The organism is Micromonospora sp. NPDC006431, assembly GCF_042870725.1.
Lineage (GTDB): Bacteria > Actinomycetota > Actinomycetes > Mycobacteriales > Micromonosporaceae > Micromonospora.
On sequence record NZ_JBIAHQ010000074.1, the window covers coordinates 1 to 1,796 of the forward strand.

A 1,796-nucleotide genomic window follows, 5' to 3' on the forward strand; every position below is an offset into this window, starting at 1 on the left:
GCGCCCCGGGCGGTGATGCCCATCTTCTTGTGGTCGTAGCCCGCCGAGCCGCCGGAGGCGAAGGCGTCACCCAGCCAGAAGTTGTGCGCGGCGGAAATCTCGTTGGCGATGTCGGAGAACGTCGCGGTGCCCTTGTCCGCCGCCACCACCAGGTACGGGTCGTCGCCGTCGTGCCGGACCACGTCCTCCGGCGGCACGATCTCCCCGCTGGCGATGTTGTCGGTGACGTCCAGCATCGCCCCGACGAACTCCTTGTAGCAGGCCACCGCCTCGTCCCGGTCGCCCGGCTTCTGCTTCAGCACGAAGCCGCCCTTGGCGCCCACCGGCACGATCACGGCGTTCTTCACCATCTGCGCCTTGACCAGGCCGAGCACCTCGGTGCGGAAGTCCTCCCGCCGGTCGGACCAGCGCAGGCCGCCCCGGGCCACCGGCCCGTACCGCAGGTGCACCGCCTCGAACCGGGGCGAGTAGACGAAGATCTCGAACTTCGGCCGCGGCGCCGGCAGGTCCGGGATCGCCTGCGGGTCCAGTTTGAAGGCGACGTACGACTTGGGCCGCCCGCCGACCGGCTTCTGGTAGAAGCTGGTCCGCAGGGTGGCCTGGATCAACGTCAGGTACGACCGCAGGATGCGGTCCTGGTCGAGGCTGACCACGTCGTCCAGCGCCGCGCCGATCGCGTCGACCAGCTCGCCGCTGCGCTGCCGCCGCTCGTCCATGGCGGTGGCGCCCGGGGCGAACCGGGTCTCGAAGAGCTCCACCAGCAGCGACGCGATCGCCGGGTACGCGATGAACGTCTGCTCCATGTACTCCTGCGAGAAGACCGTGCCGGCCTGCCGCAGGTACTTCGCGTACGCCCGGAGCACCACCACCTGCCGCCAGGTGAGCCCGGCCCGGAGCACCAGCTCGTTGAAGCCGTCCACCTCGGCCTCGCCCCGCCAGGCGGCGGCGAAGGCGTTCTCCACGTGCGGGCGCACCTCGGCCAGGTCCTGGTGCACCTCGGGCAGTCGCAGGCCGAAGTCGTACAGCCAGATCCGGCCGTCGACCCGTTCCACCTCGTACGGGTGCTCGTCGACCACCCGGACGCCGAGCGAGTGCAGCACCGGCAGCACGGCGGAGAGCATCATCGGCTCGCCGTACCGGTAGACCTTGAACCGGACGTCCATCGTCTCGTCGACGTCCGCGCCCTGGCCGCCGCCGTTCACCCGCGGTGCGAGCTGCTTGCGGAACAGGTGCATCTCGAGCTGGCCGGACTCCTCCAGCAGCTCCAGCTTGGCCAGGTCCTTCATCGCCTCGTACGGCGTGTGCCCGTCCTTGTAGCCCTCCGGGAACGCGTCGGCGTACCTGCTGAACAGGTGCTTGGCCTGCTCGTCGCCGAGCTTGCGCTCGAGCACCAGCCGGTAGTCGTCGTCCCAGAGCCGGGTGGCGTCGGCCAGCTCCTCGGCGAGCAGGTCGGCGTCGATCTCCCCGGGCGGGTTGTTCGGGTCGGTCCGGACGATGAAGTGCACCCGGGCCAGCATCGATTCGGTGACCCGGGTGGTGTAGTCGACCCCGACGCCGTTCAGCTCGCGCAGCAGGATGTCCTGCATGCGCAGCCGGTTCTGGGTGGTGAACCGGTCCCGAGGCAGGTAGATCAGGCAGGAGATGAACCGCCCGTACCCGTCCCGGCGCAGGAACACCCGCAGCTGCCGGCGGCCCGCCATGCGCAGTACGCCGATCACCGCGTGGTAGAGGTCGTCGGTCTTGATCTGGAACAGCTCGTCGCGCGGGTAGGTCTCCAGGATCTGCAGCAGGTCCTT

The 1,796-nt window shown here is 69.7% G+C and carries 1 protein-coding gene; it reads right to left on the reverse strand.

Annotated features, from left to right (window positions below; translation table 11 throughout):
* On the reverse strand, positions 1-1,796 hold a 1,796-nt coding region (locus ACFYM6_RS36105), incomplete at both ends, for an NAD-glutamate dehydrogenase domain-containing protein (protein ID WP_387282025.1).